At 46.6% G+C, this 22,854-nt stretch carries 21 protein-coding genes; 16 read left to right on the plus strand and 5 right to left on the minus strand.

Annotation, left to right across the window (positions count from 1 at the left end; all coding sequences use genetic code 11):
• Positions 1–81: 81 nt before the first annotated feature.
• The gene (locus ACETMN_RS05535) at positions 82–240 is read right to left on the minus strand and encodes a hypothetical protein (protein ID WP_411735865.1); all 159 of its coding nucleotides are present in this window, start codon (positions 238–240) and stop codon (positions 82–84) included.
• Positions 241–320: 80 nt separating this feature from the next.
• Between ACETMN_RS05535 and ACETMN_RS05540 the strand changes: the two genes are divergently transcribed.
• From ACETMN_RS05540 to ACETMN_RS05575, 8 genes are all read left to right on the plus strand, one after another.
• Complete coding sequence (locus ACETMN_RS05540) at positions 321–680, plus strand: PadR family transcriptional regulator (RefSeq protein WP_411735866.1); 360 nt, start codon at positions 321–323, stop codon at positions 678–680.
• Positions 677–1,372: a permease prefix domain 1-containing protein gene (locus tag ACETMN_RS05545; RefSeq protein WP_411735867.1), complete on the plus strand. Its 696-nt coding sequence runs from the start codon at positions 677–679 to the stop codon at positions 1,370–1,372. Before ACETMN_RS05540 ends, ACETMN_RS05545 begins: the two co-directional genes overlap by 4 nt.
• Positions 1,369–1,926, plus strand: coding sequence for a DUF4825 domain-containing protein (locus tag ACETMN_RS05550; RefSeq protein WP_411735868.1), 558 nt, complete (start codon positions 1,369–1,371; stop codon positions 1,924–1,926). The genes ACETMN_RS05545 and ACETMN_RS05550 overlap by 4 nt, the downstream gene beginning before the upstream one ends.
• A gap of 131 nt (positions 1,927–2,057) precedes the next feature.
• Entirely contained in the window at positions 2,058–2,828 is a 771-nt protein-coding gene (locus tag ACETMN_RS05555; protein WP_036606344.1) for an amino acid ABC transporter substrate-binding protein, read from the plus strand.
• Positions 2,829–2,940: 112 nt separating this feature from the next.
• The gene (locus ACETMN_RS05560) at positions 2,941–3,600 is read left to right on the plus strand and encodes an amino acid ABC transporter permease (protein ID WP_091015756.1); all 660 of its coding nucleotides are present in this window, start codon (positions 2,941–2,943) and stop codon (positions 3,598–3,600) included.
• Positions 3,601–3,633: 33 nt separating this feature from the next.
• The gene (locus ACETMN_RS05565; protein ID WP_411735869.1) at positions 3,634–4,407 is read left to right on the plus strand and encodes an amino acid ABC transporter ATP-binding protein; all 774 of its coding nucleotides are present in this window, start codon (positions 3,634–3,636) and stop codon (positions 4,405–4,407) included.
• Positions 4,408–4,711: 304 nt separating this feature from the next.
• Positions 4,712–5,461, plus strand: coding sequence for a hypothetical protein (locus ACETMN_RS05570; RefSeq protein WP_411735870.1), 750 nt, complete (start codon positions 4,712–4,714; stop codon positions 5,459–5,461).
• Positions 5,458–6,237, plus strand: coding sequence for a hypothetical protein (locus tag ACETMN_RS05575; RefSeq protein ID WP_411735871.1), 780 nt, complete (start codon positions 5,458–5,460; stop codon positions 6,235–6,237). The genes ACETMN_RS05570 and ACETMN_RS05575 overlap by 4 nt, the downstream gene beginning before the upstream one ends.
• 156 nt (positions 6,238–6,393) lie before the next feature.
• Here the strand turns inward: ACETMN_RS05575 and ACETMN_RS05580 are convergent, their stop codons facing one another.
• The 4 genes from ACETMN_RS05580 to ACETMN_RS05595 form a co-directional block, all read right to left on the minus strand.
• Entirely contained in the window at positions 6,394–8,580 is a 2,187-nt protein-coding gene (locus ACETMN_RS05580) for a YhgE/Pip family protein (RefSeq protein WP_411735872.1), read from the minus strand.
• A 77-nt stretch (positions 8,581–8,657) separates the two neighbouring features.
• Positions 8,658–9,236 (minus strand): TetR/AcrR family transcriptional regulator, encoded by a 579-nt coding sequence (locus ACETMN_RS05585; protein ID WP_411735873.1) that lies wholly within the window; start codon positions 9,234–9,236, stop codon positions 8,658–8,660.
• A gap of 315 nt (positions 9,237–9,551) precedes the next feature.
• Positions 9,552–9,839: a hypothetical protein gene (locus ACETMN_RS05590; RefSeq protein ID WP_411735874.1), complete on the minus strand. Its 288-nt coding sequence runs from the start codon at positions 9,837–9,839 to the stop codon at positions 9,552–9,554.
• Positions 9,840–10,370: 531 nt separating this feature from the next.
• Complete coding sequence (locus ACETMN_RS05595) at positions 10,371–12,107, minus strand: methyl-accepting chemotaxis protein (RefSeq protein WP_411736403.1); 1,737 nt, start codon at positions 12,105–12,107, stop codon at positions 10,371–10,373.
• A 583-nt stretch (positions 12,108–12,690) separates the two neighbouring features.
• Between ACETMN_RS05595 and ACETMN_RS05600 the strand changes: the two genes are divergently transcribed.
• The 8 genes from ACETMN_RS05600 (at position 12,691) to ACETMN_RS05635 (ending at position 22,837) form a co-directional block, all read left to right on the plus strand.
• Positions 12,691–12,900 carry a tautomerase family protein gene (locus ACETMN_RS05600; RefSeq protein ID WP_091015745.1) on the plus strand — a complete coding sequence of 70 codons (210 nt, stop codon included), beginning with the start codon at positions 12,691–12,693 and terminating at the stop codon, positions 12,898–12,900.
• A 56-nt stretch (positions 12,901–12,956) separates the two neighbouring features.
• Entirely contained in the window at positions 12,957–13,874 is a 918-nt protein-coding gene (locus ACETMN_RS05605) for an ABC transporter permease (protein WP_197997778.1), read from the plus strand.
• Between the two features lie 12 nt (positions 13,875–13,886).
• Positions 13,887–14,765, plus strand: coding sequence for a carbohydrate ABC transporter permease (locus ACETMN_RS05610; RefSeq protein WP_074093756.1), 879 nt, complete (start codon positions 13,887–13,889; stop codon positions 14,763–14,765).
• Positions 14,766–14,807: 42 nt separating this feature from the next.
• Positions 14,808–15,845 (plus strand): response regulator, encoded by a 1,038-nt coding sequence (locus ACETMN_RS05615; RefSeq protein WP_091015741.1) that lies wholly within the window; start codon positions 14,808–14,810, stop codon positions 15,843–15,845.
• On the plus strand, positions 15,842–17,680 hold the full coding sequence (locus tag ACETMN_RS05620) for a sensor histidine kinase (RefSeq protein WP_091015740.1): 1,839 nt from the start codon (positions 15,842–15,844) through the stop codon (positions 17,678–17,680). Before ACETMN_RS05615 ends, ACETMN_RS05620 begins: the two co-directional genes overlap by 4 nt.
• A 36-nt stretch (positions 17,681–17,716) precedes the next feature.
• A complete protein-coding gene (locus ACETMN_RS05625; RefSeq protein WP_091015737.1) occupies positions 17,717–18,484 on the plus strand; it encodes an SDR family NAD(P)-dependent oxidoreductase in 768 nt (255 codons plus the stop codon).
• Positions 18,485–18,518: 34 nt separating this feature from the next.
• A complete protein-coding gene (locus ACETMN_RS05630) occupies positions 18,519–20,888 on the plus strand; it encodes a DUF4962 domain-containing protein (protein ID WP_411735875.1) in 2,370 nt (789 codons plus the stop codon).
• 398 nt (positions 20,889–21,286) lie between these two features.
• A complete protein-coding gene (locus tag ACETMN_RS05635; protein ID WP_411735876.1) occupies positions 21,287–22,837 on the plus strand; it encodes an extracellular solute-binding protein in 1,551 nt (516 codons plus the stop codon).
• Positions 22,838–22,854 lie beyond the last annotated feature (17 nt).

Raw genomic sequence — 22,854 nt, forward strand, 5'->3', positions numbered from 1 at the left:
AAAGGCAAAAGAAGTATCACCCAAGGAAACCTGCGAATTTTTAGGGGATATCCACCGGGCAAAGGCTCCATAATAATGAGTTCATTTTTCCTGTTCCAACTGGAATGAACCTTCTCGCAAAGAGATGGGACGTGCCTTCCCATTTACATACTCGACCAGAGTGAACTCGTCAGGTGGTACATTTGTATCCAGATGAAAAGCAAGTGAGGAATATTGCTCGATTTGAAGTATATTTACCATGTGATACATATTACCTTTACAGACATAGTAATATGTCTTATAGTATACGCAGGATGGAAGAAAGTCGGTGAAACTCACAGATGGATGTGCAAGTGATTAACAGTGATCTGATTCGGGGCAATATTGACCCCATCATTCTCAGTGTACTTATACCCGCAGATAACTATGGCTACAGCATCATTAAGGAAATCTATCGCAAGAGCGGAGAGCAGTTTGAACTGAAGGAACCCACGCTTTATTCCAGTTTGAAGAGGCTGGAGAAGAGTGGATATGTGGAGTCCTACTGGGGGGAAGAGACGCAGGGAGGACGACGCAAATATTACCGAATTACAACGCAAGGCCTCGAAGCCTATAGAGAGCAGGTTCATGCTTGGCAAGCAGCCAAAGCGCTGATTGATTGCATGATTGTCACTGAAGAAAAAGGAGATGAAGAACTATGAGATTGGAAGCTCGCATCACCCGTCATGTGAATCGTTTGTTCGCTCAAGCACAAGATACATTAGACAACCGAGAATTAAAAGAAGAGATTCACAGCAATCTCGCTGCACGGATTGACGATTATATCTCGCAGGGGATGAGTGAAGAGAAGGCGTTCCAGACCGCCATTCAGCATATCGCTGGTATGGATGAAGTGATGAGTGACCATCGAAGGGTAGAACGTGTTCCTTACTGGACAGCGTTGTTGCAGTCTGCTCTGATTTATAGCCTCATAGCCTGGATCATTACCATTCCAATGAGAGTGCTGATGCAAGGCTCCGCCATAAACAATCTGCTTATGATAGTGAGTCTCATTGTTGGTGGCACATATGTATTATATCTGTTGATTAACAAGTCGAACGATTCTGCAACTTCCGTGAAAACAACGGTTATTCGAATCCCTGCCTTAGTGCAGTGGAATCGCAGAATATGGTGGTTGTGGGCGGCATTAATACTCGTACTATGGGGAACGCAGGCAGCGTTGCGATTTGGAAGCAACATCTGGTTTAATCGACCCATTCAGGTGGATGGACCCTATCAGTTTGCTGTGATCGTCATTGCCTTTGCCATCCCGTTACTAAGCGTTATTATTCCTTTGGTAGTGCATCGTGCGTATCGGATCATTAGCAAATATGAAGTGAGTGATGTGTCATGAGAGGGAAAAATATATGGATTATTGCACTCGTTGTTCTCGGTGTGGTTGGCCTTGTGTACGTTGAGGGTGTCGTTAACCCGGGTATCGAGGCAAAGCAGGATCGGTATGAAGCAGAGCAGCAGAACCCGCTGACGCATGATTTTGCCGCTTTAGCGAAATATCGCAGTCCCTACATGGGTGATAATTCAAACCTTAGTCATCTGAATCAGGCTTTACCTTTACGTGAAAGATTGAATGGTTACCAACTGTACCCGGAGACGTTCACGGCTCAAGTGAATTATAGCTTGAATACGCATGAGATGGATGCAGAGGAACTTGAGCGAATACTGGTATATAATGCGATTGCTAACTTTGTGATGATCGATAATCTGGAGCAGGTCGTCTACCAGTTAGAGAATACAAGCCATACCTTACGTCGTGAAGCCGCCCAACAATGGACAGGTACGGAATTAAAGGAGCTTCAGAACCCGGAATTATGGAATTCGATTGTACGCGACAAGCTGGTGGAACCGGTGCAAGTGAAAGAAGCTTTTTCACAAATTGTTGACAATTAAGTTGCATGAAATAGAAGGAAATAGGCAAGAGACTCGACTCTTCTTCCATGCTATGTTATTATAAATCTCTGATAACGTGGTAACGAACTAAAGCGTTTGGGTTTTGGTTATAGACATGGGGGGTTCGAGAGATGAGAAAAAAAGCGATTCTACTATTATTCATTAGCATATGTGTATTGATCGTGGCTGGTTGTTCCAGTTCCGCAAGCAAAGACGATAACACGATTGTTGTAGGAATTGATGACAAGTTTGCTCCAATGGGCTTCCGGGACGAGCAGAATGAAATTGTTGGTTTTGATATTGATTACGCAAGAGCTGCAGCGGAGAAAATGGGTAAAGAAATTACATTCCAGCCAATCGACTGGTCTTCCAAAGAGTCAGAGCTGAACAGTGGCCGGATCGACATGATCTGGAACGGGTACACCATTACGGATGAGCGTAAAGAGAAAGTGCTCTTCACGAAGCCGTATCTGGAAAACAGTCAGGTAGCTATTACCTTGGCAGACTCGCCAATTACAAAGCTGGATGAACTCGATGGCAAAAATGTGGGATTGCAGGCGCTGTCCTCGGCGGCAGATGCACTGGCAGCTAGTCCCCTGAAGGATAAAGTAAAAGCTTCCGAATTCAAAGATAACGTGCTTGCGCTGACGGACTTGAAAACAAAACGTCTGGATGCGGTCATCATTGATGAAGTGGTCGCGAGATACTACATGTCCAAGGAAGAGGGGACATTCAAACTGATGGATGAATCTCTTGCACCGGAACAATACGGCATTGGTATCAAAAAAGGCAATGAAGAGCTTCTGAATCAACTGCAAAAAGCGCTGGATGAGCTGAATGCAGATGGAACAGCAGCTAAAATCTCCACTCAATGGTTGGGTGAAGACAAGGTTCTGAAATAGGCAGGTTACACACCTGATATATAGTTTGAAACAAAACAGACCCCGTATTCCACGCTGGAGCGATTTATGCCCCAGAGGAATGCGGGGTTAACAGATTAGAGGAGACAAAACAATGAGTTGGGATTATATATTGACCATTTTAAGACCCATGCTTGAAGGTGCACAGACAACAATTATCATGTTTTTGATAGCCATCGTATTGTCCGTCCCACTAGGGTTTGCCGTAACACTTGCCATGAGAAGCCAGTTTAAACCATTTGCATGGATTGCACACACATACGTCTATGTGATGCGGGGAACACCACTACTTCTGCAGGTGTTTTTCTTCTGCTTTGGTCTTCCCTTGCTTCCGGTAATTGGCGAGCATTTGGTGTTTGATCGCTTTGTTGCAGCGGCGATTGCGTTCATCTTGAACTATGCGGCGTATTTCGCCGAAATCTTCAGGGGCGGGCTGCTTTCTATTGATAAAGGGCAACATGAGGCGGCAAGGGTACTTGGATTAACGAAATGGCAGACAATGACCAAAGTCATTATTCCTCAGATGATTCGTGTAGTATTGCCTGCAACAGCAAATGAATCCATTACGTTGGTCAAGGATACGGCATTATTGTATGCTGTTGCTGTACCTGAGTTACTTTCTTACGCTCAGGGGATAGTGAATAGAGACGCTAAATTGTTTCCTTTTTTCTTAGCAGCCATCATGTATCTGCTTATAACATTGGTGCTTACTTTGCTGTTCAAGGCGCTGGAGAAGCGGTTTTCATTTGAATAAATTAAATCTGATCAATCAAAGGACTGTCTGCATATGACACATATAATAGAAGTAAAAGAGTTGAGAAAATCATTCGGTGCACTTGATGTGCTGAAGCAGGTATCCTTCAACGTGGAACCAGGCGAAGTGATTGCGGTGATCGGACCTTCGGGATCGGGGAAAAGTACGATGCTGCGCAGCCTGATTCATCTGGAGGATATTTCGGGCGGAACGATTCGCATTCAGGATCAGACATTGGTCGATAATGGTCGTTACGTGGGTGCCGCGGATATTCGCAAGATGACGGATCGTATGGGTATGGTGTTCCAGCATTTCAACTTGTTCCCGCATCTGACCGTACAAGCTAATCTGGAACTCGCACCAAAGACGTTGAAAAAAGAAAGCTTGGCAATCATCCGGAAGCGCAGTCTGGAATTACTCGGCAAAGTAGGGCTGTCGGACAAGGCTGACGCGTATCCAGCCAATCTGTCCGGTGGACAGAAACAACGTGTAGCTATTGCCCGCGCACTCATGATGCAGCCCGACATTCTCCTGTTTGATGAGCCGACGTCGGCACTCGATCCAGAGCTGACCGGGGAAGTGTTACGCGTAATCAAACAACTTGCGCAGGAAAATATGACGATGATGATTGTCACGCATGAGATGGGCTTCGCCCGTGACGTTGCGGATCGTGTATTCTTCATGGATAACGGCGAGATTGCTGAGGCGGGGCCGCCAGAACAGATCTTTGGCAATCCGAAGCTTGCACGTACCCGGACATTTTTGCAGCGGGTGGAAGTGGAAGGGGAATCTCGTGAAGTTGATTGAAATAATTGTATTATGTGGAATATAACCTGTACGCGACGAATACATCCCAGGGTGGGTGTGTTCATCGCGTTTTTTTGTGAGAAAAATAAATGAATTTGATCTTCATCTTCATATTCACAAAAAAGTGAAGTAATTAAATTAGGTATAAATCAGTCGAATTGATTAATTAACAACTAATTTTATAGCTGAAACCTCCTAATTATGTAGGTGAAAAGTATGTAATTTATAATAAAATCCACTATTTGTTACTTTTTATAAAATTTTATGATATGGTTTAAGAATTATTTATAAGAGGAGGAATAGTATGAAATATAGTTCATTATTGAAACTATGTATGGCTTCTATTTTTTTTATTTCGTCTTTCGCTTTTGGCTCGTCTTCTTCAGCTCTAGCTGATGATGTGACCTACGATGAGGAAAAGTATGAAATTGTCAAAGGATCTTCTAACCTACACCAAGAGAGTGATGAAGCTAATAAAAATTATGCAACAAGCAAAATCTCTAATAGTCTTATATCTTTGGGAGAAGTTAAGTTAACTGATACAAAAACTGGTGAAACTAGCCTTGGTTTAATTGAAAATGTAGAAATTGAGAAACTCTATGACCTAGTAGATAAACAAACGGGTGAGGCAGCTGTACATTATAAAGCAGAAATTATGGCTTCAACAGAAAACCAAGCAAGTGACAATGGAATTGATAAATCTGGAGGATTAAAATATTTTCAAACAATTTATTATACGGCTACAACAAATGTTGTCGATTATATAAATATTAATAAAATTGATTATAGATTTGAAAGACAAGATCCACAGTATGTAGTAACTCAAAAGAAAATGCTCATCAACCAAAGAGGGGCAGGGATTAATGACAATAAGTACAAAGATCAATTTATTACAGTTGATTTAAATAACTCAGGAACGATATTGGTTAGAGATTTTGGATGGGTCGCTACTCGATTTGATCATCAAATAACCAGAATAGGAACTAAAACAACTGCTTTAGTTACAAGAGGGTCGAATTCGTGGGAATTCTCATTTAGCATGAATCCGAGGTGAAAAAAATAATGAAAGGTGGAATGATTTTGAGAAAAACGGGATTTTTAAAAATAATATTATCCGTTCTATTACTTATTTCATTGGGGAATAATTTTGTTCTTGCACAGGAAAACGAACATTCATTTGATACTGAAAAGTATATTATTAAAAGGAGTTATGCTGAGATTGATAAACAGAGTATATTAAATCAAAAAGAGTTAGAATCAAGTCTTCTTGGCCTTACATCTAGTTCGCAAATGGAGATAAAAATGGAGAACGATGTAACTGGTGAGAAAATAATAGGCTCTGTAGAAGAATTACAAACCAATAAACTGTATGATCTCATAGATAAAAAAACTGGAGAAGAAGCAGTCCAATTCAAAACTGAAATTAAAGCATCATCGGATCATCAAACAAAAGGTAATGGATCTGACTCAAATAACGGTATGATTTTTTATGAGACAATTTATTATACTGTAAATCTGGATAATCCCGGATTTAGTTATATAAACATAAACAAAATTGACTATCGATTAGAAATACAAGATTCATTATACAAAGTAACCGAGAAAAAAATGGAGATTCAACAAAATGGTATGGGGATTAACGGTAAGGCAGTGAGTAATCAAACAAAAATTATAAATTTAAATAGCTCTGGTACAATTTTTCCAAGGGATTATGGGTGGACTTCAGTAAATGTCCCTTCTGCCGGTGCAAGAGTTGGTACAAAAACTACGGCGAAAATTGAAGTGAAAGGATCAACATGGAATTTTTCATTTCCCTTGAATCCGAGGTAAAACATAAATGGATTTTGAAGTGAAATATTAGTAAGCCATGCTAAATGAACTGAGTTATCTCTAACTAAAAAAGCAAAGGCGTACCTTAGCCAACTCCTCTGTTGTCCAGAAGAGTGTGTGGCATCGGTACACGCCTTTGCTTTTTATATTCCTTTTTTACAGGTGAATTGCGACTTCACTGCTGACGTTTTCGTTCTCCGTGGTGCGATGCATCAGGAAGTACGTTAAAGTTCCTGCCAGACCCATTAGAGCGAAGATGCACAGAATACCGATCTGATCCCAAGCCACGCCGAACTGTCCGCTTGAGATAACTGCTTTATAACCTGTTACCGAATAGGTCATAGGCAGCCATGGATTAAACACCTTCAACCAGTTTGGAATCAGTTCGAGCGGGAAAGTGCCCGCACTGGTGGTGAGCTGGAAGATCAGCATCAGAATGGCGAGGAATCGTCCTGGATTTTCCAACCAAGTCACCAGTGCCTGAATGATGTACATGAAGCTTAGACTGGTCACAAAGCTGAACAAGAGGAACAGCGGAACGCTCTGAACTTCCAGACCCAAGCCGTACAATACGAGCCATGAAGCAAGCAGGGATTGCACAGCGCTCATGAGCGTGAAAGCCAGCGTTTTGCTCACAAAACGATTCCAGCCACTTGCCTCGCTAACCGTGCTGCCGCGAGTTGGCACAACCAAAGTGGCAATCAATGCCCCGACAAACAGCCCCAGTGACAGGAAGTATGGCGAGAATCCTGTACCATAATTGGGTACCTCATTATATTTATGCTCATCGACCTGAACAGGCTCTGCATACATGGTTACCAGTTCATCGGTCTTTTTCACACTAGCCGTCTGCTCAGCCGCTTCATTGAGCTTAGTGGCAAGTTCGCCAGAGCCGTCGGTTAATTTGAGCGTACCCTCTTTTAACTGACCTGCACCGTCATCCAGCTTATGTGAGCCATCTGCAAGGGTTGTGATTCCATCTGTAAGTTGGCTTACACCCGCAACCAACTTGCCTGCACCCGCATTCAATTGACCTGAACCGTCCGCAAGTTTGGCTCCTCCAGACGCTGCTTCGGATAATTTGGAATTGAATTGCTGTAGTCCCGTCGCAAGCTTTTCATGTCCGGCGGATAATTGCGTGGCACCTTGTACGAGTTGTTGTTCACCCTGTACCAACTGGCTGCTGCCTTGATGCAGTTGCTGCTGTGCAGCGTACAGCTTTTGACTGCCTGCGACCAATTGTTGCCCGCCCTGATACACCTGCTCGCTACCAGCGGCAACTGCCTGACTTGCTGCCAGGAGCTGCTTCATAGCTGGACTTGCGGCCAGTTCTGGACTCGCTTCGGCTAATTGGGCAAGACCTTGCGCAACCGCTTTTGCCCCCTCGCTAACTTTGCCACTGCCCACAACAGAACTTTGCAGCCCAGCAGTCAGCTTTGCGCTGCCTTCCTCGGAAGCAGCCAATCCAGCATCTAGCTTAGCTGCGCCTTCTTGAGCAGATTGAATGCCAGCCTGTAGCTGTTTGCCGCCAGTTTCAGCCTGGGTTGCTCCATCACTCAGCTTCGTGCCTGCTGCTGCGAGTTGGGACAGCCCACTGGAAAGGGCACTCGCGCTCGTATGAAGATCACGTGTGCCTTGGGCGAGAGTGGACGCACCTTCTTTTAACGGAACTATGCCGGTTTCCAGCTTGTCGGTGCCAGCGGCCAGTTTGGACAGGTTCTCTTTTAATGTAGCAGTACCGTCATCCAGCTTGATCGCACCATCATGAATCTGACCTGCGCCATCCCCTGCATCCGCCAAACCGCCAGAGATTTTTTCGATCTGATCCAATAACGTTTCGGTATACGATTCTGTGACTTTGGCAGCGACTTTGGAGCGAATTTGTTTGACCGCCGTGCCACCAATCTGACCTGCGAGGAAGTTGTATCCTTCATTGGGTTCGTAGATCAGGTCGGCCGGCTCGGGGTGCTCATCCATCAGGGTTGTTGCTTTGGTGGAAAAGTCCTCCGGAATCACAATCGTCATATAATACATGTTGTCTTGCATGCCTTGTTCTGCTTGTTCACGAGTCACGAATTGCCAGTCGAAATCATCACTTTTTTTCAATTCATCGACGAGATTCTGACCGACCTCCAGTGATTTGTCATTGTAGACTGCGCCCTGATCCGTGTTGACCACGGCTACAGGTAATTCATTCATTTTGCCATAGGGGTCCCAGAATGCATTCAGGAACAGGCCACTATACAATACCGGAATGAACAGTACAACGAGAATCGGAATAAATACTTTTGGTTTCTTGAAGGCGGACTTCAGATCCTGCCCAAATACGTGGAATGATTTCATCATGTTCTCTCCCTATCCTTACGCTAATCCGTTTGTTCTATCTCTATTAAGTTGTGAATCTATTGGCATGCCTTTCTCTAGGTGGGGGATAAGCCATTCTTGAGAAAGAGGCCCACAAAATCCTTGATCTGATCTTTGTGCAACGTAGGATGCGCTTTGTTCCAATCTGAGGTTAAGGTGACATACAGCTTCAGCAGGACAAAAGAAACCAACTTGGGATCATCCCTCCGAATCTGCTCTAACTCCATGGCACGGCTGACCTGACGCTCCAGATATTCGAGAATGGCTGTCTCCACTTGCTGCAAACCTTCCTTGGCTTGCGGAGTACCGAACTCGTTAACCTCCTGAAAGAGCTTGATCAACAGCTCATGTTCCTCCCGGTACTCCAGCAAAGAATCCATACTCATATGCACGTTATCCAGAAAGGAGTTTTCTTCCTTCACGGTCTGCTCTGTAATCTGTCTCATGTCCGTAATGATTGAACGCAGAATCTCGCTGAACAGTTCTTCTTTATTTTCGAAAAAAGTATAGATCGTTCCCTTGCCCACATTGGCAAGTCTCGCAACCTGCTCCATCGTTGTGGCCTTGTAACCAAACAGGGCAAAGGATTTCTCAGCAGAATCCATCACCTGTTGCCTTCGATCTATGGTTTTCATGGTATATTCACCTCCTTATAGGTTGAAAGGCTAATGGTAAGGTAAATCCTTTAGTGACCGTTTTACTATTATGGTCAGTTGGTCGTTAACAACTGTAGCACTTGAACAGGGAAGATGGATGTGATCTTTGTCATGGTATGGATGGGGGGCGGACAGCGGATCAAGAGGGCAGGGGATTATTTCTCAAAATAAAATGTTAAAAATAAAAGGCATGTGTGATAACCATATTATTGGTCATCACACATGCCTTTGTGGACATAGCAAATATGTTAGATGTCTTGTTATCTTTAATGTTCACGGGTCAAATAGGATGGATTAATCGTGTATTCCTCCACCTGTGTTAGTAGCCCAGACAGGATACCATCCTTTAGCTATATTCTTTGTATTATAGAGAACTAGATTTCCATCATTTTGCATGATTAGCAGGTCGCCCACAAGATTTTCAGGTACATTTCCCGGGCCATACCACGCATTGGCCCACGCCTGATTGTCGGATGTCCAGTAGGGAGTATTGCTATAGTCCGTCAATTTCAGTCTTCCGTTATATTGATCTATAACAAGCATAACAACTCTGCGTTCCTTGAGATTGGTGCTCCAGATCAAAGTTTTTTCTTTACATTTCTCAACTCAACGTCACCTTGCACATTGAAATTGAATAGATATCTAGAATTGTCCGATAATAACCTTGTTGTAAAGGTCATATTCTCAGAAACCGTAAGTCTTTCTTGGAACGCAAATGTTGTTGAGGAAAAAGGGAGAAGTAGTAGGAAAATAGCTAAACTGAGCAAAAATGTCTTTTTCATAATATCCTCTTTTCTGGTTTTATTTTCTAAATGTAGAGTAACTATATCATAGTGAAGTTTTAAAATATATCATTATTTCCATAACTAAAAATAAATTGAATTTATAGAAATTTAAACTTTCAACTCTTGCCCTGCGTCCAAAATCTAAGACCAGAGTCCAACAATTATATATGCAGAAGAAATACTGTCTGTTAAATGATACCGGGAAGTATAAAACTAGAACCTACCCGCCTACCCTGGTAACAACAAAAAAACCAAGGCTTTGAGCGAAGTCACTCATGAGCCTTGGTTTTTACTGTGTCTTATTACTTTTATATAAATCCTACTAATTCTATTCTGCGCGTACTTTAAAGAATGAGATCAGTTCTTGCAGTTGCTCGGATACAGCCGAGAGCTCATCGGAGGCACTCACAATGGCTGCCATGGAGGCTTCCTGCTCATCAATGGACTGCTCAATTTGTTTACTGCTGCTTGCTGCCTTGCTGACATTGGCAGACAGTTCATCGGCCGTGGCAGACATTTCCTGTGTGCTTGCCGAGATCTCTTCCGTAGAACTGGAGATATCCTGAATCTGATTTGCAACTTTATTCGTAGCAGTCAGAATATTCTCGAAGAATACGCCAGTCTCTTGGGTAACTTCCAAGCCTTTGGTAACTTCCTTGGAACCCAACTGCATCGCCTCGGAAGACTGTATGATATCCCGTTGAATTTCTTCAATCAACTGTCGAATTTGCTTCGCTGATTCCTGTGATTGCTCTGCCAGGTTACGTACCTCCCCTGCAACCACCGCAAAACCTCTTCCTTCTTCACCTGCGCGGGCTGCCTCAATGGAAGCATTAAGGGCCAGCAAGTTGGTTTGTCCAGCAATTTCCGTGATTACGTTAACAATGTTGCTAATCTGGTTCGAGTTATTTTCCAAAGACTGAATCGAGTTTGACGTATTTTGCACCGCACCCGAGATCAGGCGCATCTGCTCAATGACTTGTTGCATTACCACATTACCTGTGCTGGAGCGCTGCTCCATGCTGAGTGCTTCATCTGCCACATCGGCTGAACTGCTGGCGATCGTCTGCACTACCGTTGACATCTCTGTCATGGCACGTGCGTTCTCCACAGTGGCTTTGTCTTGTGACACCAGTCCAGTAGATATTTCTCGAATATTGGTGCTGATGGATTGAATGTTCACATTATTTTTCTCGGAAATGCCCAGTAGTTGTTTGGAAGATTCCGAGAGGTGATGCGAAGTATTCTGTACTTTATAGATGGTTGTATTGAATCGATCGATCATCGCATTAAACTTTTCATTGATGATACCCAGATCATCTCGCCCGGTATCGATGGTTACGTCCAGATTACCCGTGCTGACTTCTTCGATACCTTTCATCAGATTGCGGATCGGAAGTAACGTTCTTTTCAGCAAAATGAATTGCAACACCATAAACAGGATCAGGAAACCGATCAGGAACATCAAACCGTACGTAAGCAGTTTGTTCAGGCCTTTTGGAACGGCACTTGCATCTACATCGAAGTAAAGAGCGGCGTACATGGAGCCATCTGCGTTATTAATCGGATAGATCAGAGTAGTCCAAGTTCCGTAGTCATCAGTGTAGAAATCACTGAAGGCCGGCTTTCCGTCCTTTTTCATCTGTTCCAGCACCACAACGTTATTCTGAGGCAGTGGGTACATGGCACCTGCGGGCAGATTGTCCTGCTCGAATGGTTCCAACAGGTTCGTTGGAATCGCGATGATGGACGTTCCGTTTCCTTGCTCGAGTTCTGAACCAAAAATGTACGCTTGCGCGATGTTTGGATAGAATTCATGGATGGAATCGAGATAAGTTTTCATTTCCAGCTGTACAGGACCGGCGTAGCTTTTTTCCTTAGCTGCTTCTGCCACTTTGGCAGTGTCGAGATCATCGTACCATTTCTGGGTGATGACGGTAGCCTGGTCGTGCAACTGTTCAACCAAGATATTTTTTTGCAATTGATACGCGGCAGTAATCAGGATTACACCGATCAACATGATGCTGCCAAATGAAATCACCAAATTTTTGATAAAGAAAGGCATGGTACTCCAGCGAAGCTTATTAAACAAGATGGTTCACTCCTTCTACAAATATGAAAATGCACTATACCTGGATGGGATGCTATACGCTATGTAATCTAACGAATATTTAGTGGGAAAATGCTATCGTACAACTTCTATAATTCTGATTTTTGCTGTGGTTACGTGACATTCTCTCATGCTTCAGTGTGCTTTTTGCATTGTTACAAGTTCTACTTCACTTATAGGACCCCCAGGTAAGTTACTTCGTAGAATATATCGTTATAAAGTCATATTAATATTAGCTTTTGGAGCAAAAATGGTTCTAAGGTACTGGTTCTGTGGGCGTGTTTTTCACTTTCGATCTTTATTATTACGTTTGTTAATGCAAGGTTCTAGTGAGATAGATGAAATTAATTACTATATATCCCAAAAATATTATGTTCTAAGAGGTCCCCATTCGTAAGGGGGCTTTTTGAGCTTGCTTGTCATGACCTAAAGAAAACACAAGTGAACGAAAAGACAGTCCATTGTTGCCCTTTCGCAGGAACGCTAAGATGAAGTTGTTAAAGCGTTTACATCACGTAATGAAGGGAGCTTAAATCGGATGCCAGAAATTACGATCAGATTGTATGAAGGCAGGACGGATGAGCAAAAGCAGGAGATAGTGGAGGTGTTCACACGTGAGCTCTCGCGTATTATCGACCGTGAGCCGGATTACATTTCCATCGAATTCAATGAAATCCCATGGGACGAGAACGTTCCTGATAACTTGAGAAGTGCGCAATCACAGAAGCAGGGAGGGGAGAAGACGTGAAGCCGGCAGATATCGTGCCACCAAGCCGGGGGGCAACCGGACTTCACTCGTCTGGTCTGGGCGTTCGGCTCGGAGATGCGGGACGTTATCTGTGGCGATACCGGATACTATATCTGCTCTCCTTACCGGGTATCCTGTATTTTTTCCTCTTCAAATATGTACCTTTATTCGGTTCAGTGATTGCCTTTCAGAACTACAACATTTTCAAAGGCATCACCGGCAGTGATTGGGTAGGGTTGGAGCATTTCCAGAAGATGTTCAGCCATTATGACTTTTTGCGAATTCTCAATAATACACTTCTGCTCGGACTATATGATCTGGTGATTGCATTCCCGGTACCGATCTTACTGGCCATTCTGCTAAATGAAGTACGGATGATTGTGTTTAAACGGTTGCTGCAAACGATTGTATACATGCCTCACTTTCTATCCTGGGTTGTTATTAGCGGGATCTTCATGGGCATTTTCTCGATGGACGCCGGGGTGGTCAACAAGGCACTTGGGTTTCTGGGGATGCAACCAATCTACTTCCTTGGAGAAGACTCGTACATTCGTTCCATTCTGATTGGTTCCGGCATCTGGCGTGACTCTGGGTATGGAACGATTATTTTCCTGGCAGCCATTGCGGGCATCAATCCCGATCTGTATGAGGCGGCAGAGGTGGACGGAGCCGGGCGTTTGAAGCAAATATGGTCGATTACCCTTCCATCCTTGCTGCCAACGATTATGATTCTGCTGCTGCTGCACATCGGAAAGTTCCTCGATCTGGGTTTTGAGCGTGTGTTTGTGTTCCTGAATCCGCTCAATCTGGAATCGGGTGAAATTCTGGATACGTATATCTACAAAGCTGGACTTCTCTCACAACAATACAGTTATACTACGGCCATCGGATTGTTCAAGTCGGTCGTGGGCTTGATGCTTATTCTACTCGGTAACTTTTTCAGCAAAAAAACAACCGGCGAAAGCCTGTATTAGGAGGCGAGATGGATGCGTACTCCCAGTGTCCGTTACCGTATATTTCGCATTGGCAATCTCGTTTTTCTTACGCTGCTCTCGTTGACGATGATTCTGCCTTTCATTAATGTGCTGGCCCAATCACTTAGCAGCTCGGAAGCGATCATGGGCGGAAAGGTCAGCTTCTGGCCTGTAGCTTTTACCTGGATCAATTACGAATATGTATTCGGCGATGCTGCCTTCTGGCGGGCCTTTGCGGTATCAGTTGGGGTAACGTTAGTTGGTACGCTGGTCAATCTCGCCGCAACGGCATCACTCGCGTATCCCGTGTCCCGTCCAGAGTACAAGGGTCGCTCTCTTGTTGTCATGTTTGTCCTGGTGACCGTCGTATTCTCGGCGCCGCTCATTCCGAACTTTATCCTGATGAAGGAGCTGCATCTGGTCAACAATCCACTGGTGCTGATTGTGCCAGGAGCGATTAACGCCTTTAACTTTTTCGTCATGCGTTCGTTCTTCTCCCAGCTACCGGGTGAATTGATCGATGCCGCCCGCATCGATGGCTGTGGGGAGTTTGGCATCATCTGGCGTATCGTTATTCCATTGTCCAAACCGGCCATGGCATCACTCGGCATTTTCTATGCGGTGGGACACTGGAATGCGTATTCCACCGCGCTTTATTATCTGAATGATCCGGCCTGGTGGCCGATCCAGGTAACACTCAAGAAGCTATTTGAGAGTGACGATATTTCCGTCGATCCGGGTTCTGCCGTCTATAGCACCCTTGCACATACATCGCCGGAAGGCATCAAAATGGCGACCATCATCATCGCCACCTTGCCAATCATTATCATATACCCTTTCCTGCAAAAGCATTTTGTAAAAGGAATCATGGTCGGCTCCGTCAAATCTTAACTACAAGTAGCATACAGATCTGACGGAAACGGGGGAATGGCGATGTTCAGAATCTTGATTACGGACGATGAACCGATGATTCGGATGGGTCTGGCGAAGATGATTGAGCAAGCAGGACTGTTTGATTGTGAGATTCGGCAGGCGGCGCATGGGGAAGAGGCCCTTCAGGTGGTGAAGGACTTTCGGCCACACATCCTGTTCACGGATATTCGCATGCCAACGATGGATGGCATTGAGTTGTGTCGACGTTTATCCGAGCAAGGCAGTACGATACGCATTATTGTAGTCTCCGGTTATTCAGACTTTGAATATGCAAGAGCCTGTATGGATTATGGGGTAAAACGATATCTGCTCAAGCCAGTGGGACGACAGGAGCTTCATGAACTGTTGCTCAAATTGCTGGCATCCGAAGAGGATAAACCTACGGTATCCCTTGTACCCGTGAGGGAGCTGAATGATTGGGCCATGCGTCTGGAAGAGGCTATATGGGAGTTAAGGCAATCCGATGTGACGGAACTGCTCGCAGCATGGTCGAATCGTTATCCGGCATATGCCCTGATGCCTGAGCAGACAGCGGAGCTTTTTCAGGAATTGCTGGAATTGATTGTAGCCAGAATGAACGCCCGTGGCAACGGAACGATGAGTACGTCCAGTGAGATAATTGTAAGCGCTTCCTCAAAAGAGTGCTTCGAGGCTCTGGGCAACGAAATCCAGACGTTGATGAATAGGATCAAGGAAAAGCGGAGTGGCAAGCGCAAGCATCCGGTGGAAGAAGCAAAGGCTTATCTGGAGCAGCATTTGCGCCGGGAAGTTTCACTGGACGAGATTGCTTCCAAGCTTGGACTGAACCCATCCTACTTCAGCCAACTGTTCAAACAGACGACAGGTCAGACCTTTATCCAATACCGAATACGCAGCAAAATGGAACTGGCCAAACGCATGCTGGAACAACCGGGCAACCGGATTACGGATATATCCTACGAAGTGGGGTATGCGGATCATCCACATTTTACCAAGACATTCAAGAAAATTACCGGACTGACCCCGTCCGAATATCGCAGTAAGTTGGGCATTGAATGATGAAGCGCAGCCTGTCGATCCGCTTGTTCTTTCATTTTGCCATCGTAATTACGTTGTCCCTGTCTGCCATTGGCTTGTTTACCTATACCTATGCTTCAACTGAGATGAACGATCAGCTGGCGGACAACATCGCCCAAACGATGCGTAATACGGCGTACCAGACCGATCTGTATTTGCAAAATTATGATCGTGCGACCTACTCCATCCTCTCGAACGGAAGTGTGAAGCACTTCCTCGATATGAATTCGGAGGATAGTTATGCCTATTACGAGTATAGCCGTCAGATTAAAAGGAACGTGTTCCCGCCTGTTTTTATGTTATATCCACAGATCAAGTTTCTGTATGTTATCGGGGAGAACGGGCGGGTTGTCATCGATGACAACCAGAATTCAGCGGGCATACCCGATATCGATGCTGCACAACAGTATAAGGAGCTGCTCGCTGCAACTCCTGCGAATGGCGAATCGACATTGCTCACCCGCAGTATTCGCAGTGGACAGAGTTCGAATGTCATTACGATTGCGCGCCGGATCAGGGGGGTATCCTCCTATACACCAAATGGAGTGCTGGCGATGGAAGTGAATGTGCTGGAGCTTGACAACATCTGGGGAGAACTCGATCTCGGTCAAGGGGGCTATCAGTATGTGATGGATCAGAACGGAAATGTCATCTACACTCCTGGGGACGAGGAGGCGCAGACCGTGATGTCGTCCAGCACCGTGGACAGACTTATGCACATGGAGGCAGGGTCTCTGGAACAGAACACGGATGGTACCAAGCGGCTGTTTATATCGGAGCTGTCTGCCTATTCGGGCTGGCGCTTTGTTGCTTCCGTGCCGCTGTCGGAGCTTCAAAGGCCGATTGCAACGATCCGCTCAGCCACATTATGGGTTGGTGCAGGGACCTTGCTGGCTGCGCTTGTTGTGGCCTACCGGATCGGAGCATCTCAAGTGGAACCTATTCGGGTGCTGATGAACGGAATGAGACAGACGGAGAAGGGAATCTGGAACAAGGTGGAGATGAAGGAAAGGCGCGATGAGATCGGAGTGCTGATCCGCAGCTATAATCTGATGGTCAGCCGTTTGTCGGACATGATTGAGAGTGTATATGAGTCGGAGCTGCGCCGCCAGAAGTCGGAAATTGAGCTACAGCAGGAAGCGTTGGAACGACACCGTGCGGAATTCCAGGCGCTCCAGTTGCAGATCAATCCACATTTTCTCTACAACACATTGGAGACTATCAAATGTTATGCCGTCGTACAGGATTCCGAAGAAATTACGCAGATGGTGGAATCGATGGCTCATATGCTCCGTTATTCCATTCAGACCAATCTGGAGGAAATTACGGTTGCCAATGAGCTGAAACATGTGCTGGCCTACCTTTCCATCATGAAACATCGCATGGATCGGGAGCTTGAAGTGGAGGTCATCATTGCACCGGATCTGTTGCTGGAAAAAATGGTTCGACTCACCCTCCAGCCTCTGGTGGAAAATGTGCTGCAACATGCGTTTCCACAGGGCATGGAACCGGGTCATTTTATCCGCATCGATGCTCGGCGTCTGGAAGATCGATTTCTTGTCATCGTCCAGGATAATGGCATGGGCATGAGCAATGCACGTCTGGAGAAGCTTCGTCGCCGTCTGGAATTGAATCGTCTGGCAGGAGAAGATTCCGATGATGTCTACCATCGTGGAGGCATTGGTCTTATGAATGTCCATCGACGGATTCAACTGGTATTTGGAGAAACGTATGGCTTGATGATTGAGAGTGAGCGAGGCTTGGGAACGACCATTACGATGGCACTTCCGGCGGATCAGCACAGCAAGCGAATTTAAAGTAATTGAAACCAATAACAGGGAGGAAGATCAAACATGAATATTAACTTGCAGAACAAAATTGCATTGGTAACAGGTTCCAGTGGAGGGATTGGCGCTGCTATTGCCGGGTCATTGGCTCGCTGTGGGGCAAAGGTGGCTGTGAATGGTCTGCATAATATGGAGCGGGCGGAGGAAGTCGTGGCAGCGATTCGGGATGCTGGTGGTGAAGCGGCGGCATTTCAGGCCGATGTGACCGATATGGATGCCATAGAATCGATGGTTGGGGATATCACGCTTCGTTTCGGCGGTCCAATTGACCTGTTGATCAATAATGCGGGGCATCTGGTGGAGCGGAGCCCTATTGAAACGATGAGCGAGGAGCTTTACAGCCGGATTATGGATGTCAATCTGAAGAGCGCCGTCTTTGTTTCCAAAGCGGTCATTCCTGGCATGAAGGCGGCTGGCGGAGGACGAATTATCAATCTGACCTCCGTAGCGGCTCATAATGGGGGCGGACCGGGTGCAGCTATATACGCAGCATCCAAGGCGGCTGTCATTGCGTTAACCAAAGGACTTGCCAAAGAATTGGCTCCTGGGGGGATTACGGTTAATGCCCTTTCACCGGGCTTCATTGGACAGACGGCATTCCATGCTACGTTCACCTCGGCAGAAGGCCGGTCTTCTGCAGTAGGCAGCATCCCGCTTGGACGGGAAGGGACTCCCGATGATGTCGCAGGTGCGGCGTTATACCTGTGTTCCGAGCTGGGTACTTTTATAACCGGAGAAACGATTGAGATCAATGGCGGAATGTACATGCGTTGATGTTAAAACATTGCGATAAGGAGGGAACGATACGATGGAATTGAAACGGAAGCTTGCAGAAAGACCGTTGTACCAACCCATTAGTGGGCCTTTCCATGTGGACTATGCCCCTGAAGAGCATACCGTTCTGGCAGAGAATCCACCAAGGTTTACCTGGATGGCGGCACAGCAGGAGGATGAGAATGCCTATCTGCTGCAAGTATCGGCGAGCCCTTCTTTTCAGGAAGAAGAGACGATGATCTTTGCGCCGCTTCCGTATAACTTTTTCACGCCAGACCGGGTGTTTGAACCAGGGGATTATTATTGGCGATATGCGCTGCTTGTAGATCATCTAGTGCAGCAAGGAAGCGAAGCCGAAACGGATGCCGTGCAGGAGAAGCAGCAGGAAATGTCGGCATGGAGTGAGGTGAGGCGGTTTATGGTCCCAGCGGGATTACCGGAGACACCTCTACCTTCCCGGGCACAGCGATACGTTTCCACAGACACGCCTCACCCACGGCTGTGGCTCGGAGAGGATGAGCTAAAGGCACTTGCTGATGGCATTGCGTCAGATGCTACATATTGCGGCTGGAATGTATTTATGGAAAAATCCGTGGAGCCGTGGGCCAATCGTGAGCCCATTCGTGAACCGCAGCCTTACCCGGAGAACAAACGTGTCGCTTCGCTCTGGAGGCAAATGTACATTGACTGTCAGGAAGTGTTATATGCGATTCGTCATCTGAGTATCGCTGGACGGGTGCTTCGAGACGAACGGCTGCTTGAAGCGGCGAAAACCTGGCTGTTGCATGTGGCGGCTTGGGATACGGAGGGAACGACCTCCCGCGATTATAACGATGAGGCGGCCTTTCGGGTCGCAGCGGCGCTTGCTTGGGGCTATGATTGGCTGCATGATGAGTTGAACAGTGAAGAGCAAGATGTGATAAGGCGCAGTTTGCTGCGGCGGACAGAACAGGTAGCCCAGCATGTGATGGTCCGCTCGAAGATTCATCATGTGCCCTATGACAGCCATGCGGTGCGTTCATTGTCTTCAGTACTTGTGCCCTGCTGTATGGCTTTGTTGCATGAGGAGCAGCAGGCTGCAGAGTGGCTGGATTATGCAATCGATTATTATGCCTGCCTGTACTCCCCTTGGGGAGGAAGTGATGGGGGATGGGCCGAAGGCCCGATGTATTGGACAACAGGCATGGCCTATGTGACCGAAGCGATGAATTTGCTGCGAAACTATGCGGGTATCGACTTTTTCCGTCGACCATTCTTCCAGCGTACCGGGGATTTTCCGTTCTACGTCTACCCGCCCGATGCACGGCGCGCCAGCTTTGGGGACCAGTCTACGCTGGGTGACCCGGTAAACTTGAAAACAGGTTATCTTGTGCGCCAACTGGCTGGGGTTACGGGCAATCGCTGGTACCAGTGGTATTTTGAGCGTGTACGTCAATCTGATCCGGGGACAGAGGGAGCCTTTTATAACTACGGTTGGTGGGACTTTAACTTTGACGAATTAGTATACCGTCACGATTATCCGCAGGTGGAGGAAGAGTCACCTGTGAACATCGAGCCGCTCAAATGGTTCCGGGATGTGGGATGGGTAGCTATGCATCACCGGATGGATGACCCGGATGAGCATATGATGCTGCTGCTCAAGTCAAGCCGTTACGGTTCTATCAGCCATAGCCATGCGGATCAGAACAGCTTTACCCTGCATGCATTCGGTGAGCCGCTTGCGGCGGATACCGGCTATTATATCGCGCATGGAAGTTCCTTTCACCGGGAATGGCGCAGGCAGACACGCTCCAAAAATAATCTGCTGATTGGCGGAGCAGGTCAGTATGCCGAGAACAACAAAGTGCTGAACATGGCGGCAACCGGGCAGATCGAAGATGCCTATTGGCGGGATGGCGATGGTTATGTGCGCGCTGTAGCGACCGATGCCTACGCCAGCACCGTACCGCATGTGAAGCGTGTTGTACGGGAAATACATTTTCTGCAATCCTCCTACTTCGTCATTGTGGACCACATTGACCTGAAGAAGCCGGACAGTGTCCAATGGCTGTTCCATGCCCTACACCCGTTACAGCTGAAAGGGCAGACCTTCCGTCTGAACGGTACTAAGGCAGGGCTTGAAGGGACATTCGTATATGCTTCCTCCGGTGAGCTGTCGCTCAGCCAGACAGATCAATTCGCAGAGGTGGACCCGGCAGAGTATGAAGGGCTGGATAGGCATTATCATCTAAGCGCGGAAACGCGGCCTGCCACAAGTCATACCATTGTAACGCTGCTTGTGCCGTATAAGATCGATGAGCCCAAGTATGTCCCTTATTTCATCGATGACCAGGATCACGGCATCCATCTTTATTTTACCGACAATGGTGTAACGAAGAAGATCGAGGTATCCAAGACGTACTAGTTAAGATGAACTGAATATTTACACAAGAACGAAGAGTGCAGAACCCATCAGAAGAAGCGAAGCGTTCGCTAAAAGCTTTCTGTAAGAAAGCTACATCGGAAGCATACACTTATCCCCGGATTTTCCCCTCCGAAAAGGGAATCGAAAAAATCTGGGGATAACAGCGATCGGAAGAGGGTACTGCAATCGCAGTGGCTGAGTGTAAAGTTTGTACGTTCAATTTATATAGTGCTATATGAATGGATGTGGTTGAACGCTGAGTGCTGACCTAAAGAAAACGCAATCTCATCTAAAACATCCCCATTGTTGCAGGCGGTGGGGATGTTTTACCATCTATATGAAAGCGCTTCACCAACGAGTGGTACCTAAATCTAAATCAGGATGAAAAGAGGGGTAGCATGAAAAAGTGGATGGTCACAGGCATGGCGCTAATGCTGGCGGCAACCGTCATGGCGGGATGCAGCACTGGAAGCGGGGCGAAATCCGGTGAGAATGGGGGAGACGGCAAGACGAGGTTCTCCATGTCACTGCGAACGCTGGCGTATACGTATGTGGAGAAGTCGCCCGACATCAACCAGGATAAATGGGTGAAAAAGCTGGAGGATCTGACCAGTACCGATCTCAAAATTGTCCTGGTGCCCCATAAGGAATATGAGCAGAAAATGGTCCAGATGTTTGCCACCAATGATATTCCTGATGTGGTGCAGGGTGATGGCGGCGTCAACGGCAAGGAGATGGCCGGCTCGGTCGAAGCTGGAGTATTTCAGCCGCTGGATGAGTTGTTGCAGCAGTATGGGCAAGATTTGCTGAAAGCCGTGCCGAAGGAAGCCTGGGACCAGGTTACCCATGACGGCCAGATCTATGCCATCCCCGAATATTTATCCAATCCCTCCCGCCGGGCAACCTGGATTCGTAAGGATCTGCTGGATCAAACCGGATTGCCGGTGCCTGCCACGGTGGAGGAGACAATGGAAGTGCTGCGCGCCTTTAAAAAGCTTGGCGTGGAGAATCCATATATGGGGCGTGAGGATTTCAAATATGCGGATACCTTCTTTGGTGCCTATGATGTGCAGCAGTTCCTGTCCATGATGGAGCAGCAGGGTGACCAGATTGTACCTAAGTTCATGGATAACGAGAATATGCAGCAAGCCCTGACGGTCTATAAGACGATGTACGAGGAAGGGCTGATTAACAAAGAGTTTGCGACCATCAACTCCACCGTATTCAAAAATACGATTCTCTCTGGAAAAGCGGGCATGTGGTCCATGAATGCCAACGAACTGATCCAATGGGAGAAGCAGATTAAAGCGTCGGTTCCCGATGCCAAAATCGAGATTATCCCTTCCCCTGTCGGCCCGGACAGAAAAGGCGGTTATTATCTGTACGGTCCGGTGACACGTGCCTACTTTATCAATAAGGATGCGGCTGATCCGGCATCCATTATCCGTTTTTTCAACTGGATGGTGTCTGACGAAGCGGAGAAGTTCTTCACGTACGGCACGGAAGGAGAGACCTATACAGAGGATAATGGTGTGATTGCATATACAGCTCCGACAGACTCTGCTGGCGTGGACGAGGAGCGTTACCGTCAATCCTTCTTATGGTTTGTACAGGACACAACATACAACAAAGGCTCCCTATCCCTGACTGAAGAAGGCAGAAAGTTGATGAATATTTATGATACGGTTTTAGCCAAAGAAGGTCGGGATGGCATCAACTTTGATCCGCGGTTGGAGGCCTTTGTACAGAATCCGGAGATTGCTCCCAATTCGGATACACCCCCTCAGGTATTGCTTACTCACATGATCAAGATGGTTTATGGTAAGGAGCCGATCTCCGATTGGCCGAAGGTAGTTGAGGAATGGAAATCCAAAGGTGGCGATCAGGCCATTGAGGAAGCCACTCAGAAATTCAAGGACGGGGAAGGCATATCTTTGCCGCGTCGCTAGAATTGTGCGGTATAAGC

The sequence above is a fragment of the Paenibacillus sp. M2 genome (assembly GCF_046713495.1).
Classification (GTDB): Bacteria; Bacillota; Bacilli; order Paenibacillales; family Paenibacillaceae; genus Paenibacillus; species Paenibacillus amylolyticus_B.

Coding starts and splice junctions, on each gene's coding strand:
- ACETMN_RS05535 (WP_411735865.1), bottom strand. CDS start 240: ATGGTAAATATACTTCAAATCGAGCAATATTCCTCACTTGCTTTTCAT.
- ACETMN_RS05540 (WP_411735866.1), top strand. CDS start 321: ATGGATGTGCAAGTGATTAACAGTGATCTGATTCGGGGCAATATTGAC.
- ACETMN_RS05545 (WP_411735867.1), top strand. CDS start 677: ATGAGATTGGAAGCTCGCATCACCCGTCATGTGAATCGTTTGTTCGCT.
- ACETMN_RS05550 (WP_411735868.1), top strand. CDS start 1,369: ATGAGAGGGAAAAATATATGGATTATTGCACTCGTTGTTCTCGGTGTG.
- ACETMN_RS05555 (WP_036606344.1), top strand. CDS start 2,058: ATGAGAAAAAAAGCGATTCTACTATTATTCATTAGCATATGTGTATTG.
- ACETMN_RS05560 (WP_091015756.1), top strand. CDS start 2,941: ATGAGTTGGGATTATATATTGACCATTTTAAGACCCATGCTTGAAGGT.
- ACETMN_RS05565 (WP_411735869.1), top strand. CDS start 3,634: ATGACACATATAATAGAAGTAAAAGAGTTGAGAAAATCATTCGGTGCA.
- ACETMN_RS05570 (WP_411735870.1), top strand. CDS start 4,712: ATGAAATATAGTTCATTATTGAAACTATGTATGGCTTCTATTTTTTTT.
- ACETMN_RS05580 (WP_411735872.1), bottom strand. CDS start 8,580: ATGAAATCATTCCACGTATTTGGGCAGGATCTGAAGTCCGCCTTCAAG.
- ACETMN_RS05585 (WP_411735873.1), bottom strand. CDS start 9,236: ATGAAAACCATAGATCGAAGGCAACAGGTGATGGATTCTGCTGAGAAA.
- ACETMN_RS05595 (WP_411736403.1), bottom strand. CDS start 12,107: ATGCCTTTCTTTATCAAAAATTTGGTGATTTCATTTGGCAGCATCATG.
- ACETMN_RS05600 (WP_091015745.1), top strand. CDS start 12,691: ATGCCAGAAATTACGATCAGATTGTATGAAGGCAGGACGGATGAGCAA.
- ACETMN_RS05610 (WP_074093756.1), top strand. CDS start 13,887: ATGCGTACTCCCAGTGTCCGTTACCGTATATTTCGCATTGGCAATCTC.
- ACETMN_RS05615 (WP_091015741.1), top strand. CDS start 14,808: ATGTTCAGAATCTTGATTACGGACGATGAACCGATGATTCGGATGGGT.
- ACETMN_RS05620 (WP_091015740.1), top strand. CDS start 15,842: ATGATGAAGCGCAGCCTGTCGATCCGCTTGTTCTTTCATTTTGCCATC.
- ACETMN_RS05625 (WP_091015737.1), top strand. CDS start 17,717: ATGAATATTAACTTGCAGAACAAAATTGCATTGGTAACAGGTTCCAGT.
- ACETMN_RS05630 (WP_411735875.1), top strand. CDS start 18,519: ATGGAATTGAAACGGAAGCTTGCAGAAAGACCGTTGTACCAACCCATT.
- ACETMN_RS05635 (WP_411735876.1), top strand. CDS start 21,287: ATGAAAAAGTGGATGGTCACAGGCATGGCGCTAATGCTGGCGGCAACC.